Genomic DNA, 207 nt, shown 5'->3' with positions numbered 1-207 from the left:
AACGCTTGCACCCTACGTATTACCGCGGCTGCTGGCACGTAGTTAGCCGGTGCTTTTTCTGCAGGTACCGTCACTTTCGCTTCTTCCCTACTAAAAGAGGTTTACAACCCGAAGGCCGTCGTCCCTCACGCGGCGTTGCTGCATCAGGCTTGCGCCCATTGTGCAATATTCCCCACTGCTGCCACCCGTAGGCTGTCTCTTATACAC

At 55.6% G+C, this 207-nt stretch carries 1 rRNA gene; it reads right to left on the bottom strand.

The window, feature by feature from the left end:
* A 16S ribosomal RNA gene (locus ACTHSL_RS14440) occupies positions 1 to 207 on the bottom strand; the annotation flags it as partial.

Origin of the sequence: Neisseria sp. P0008.S010 (assembly GCF_051962715.1) — a bacterium.
Lineage (GTDB): Bacteria > Pseudomonadota > Gammaproteobacteria > Burkholderiales > Neisseriaceae > Neisseria > Neisseria elongata.
The sequence above is the reverse complement of the archived record's forward strand: the minus strand, read 5'-3'. Positions and strand labels throughout refer to the sequence as shown.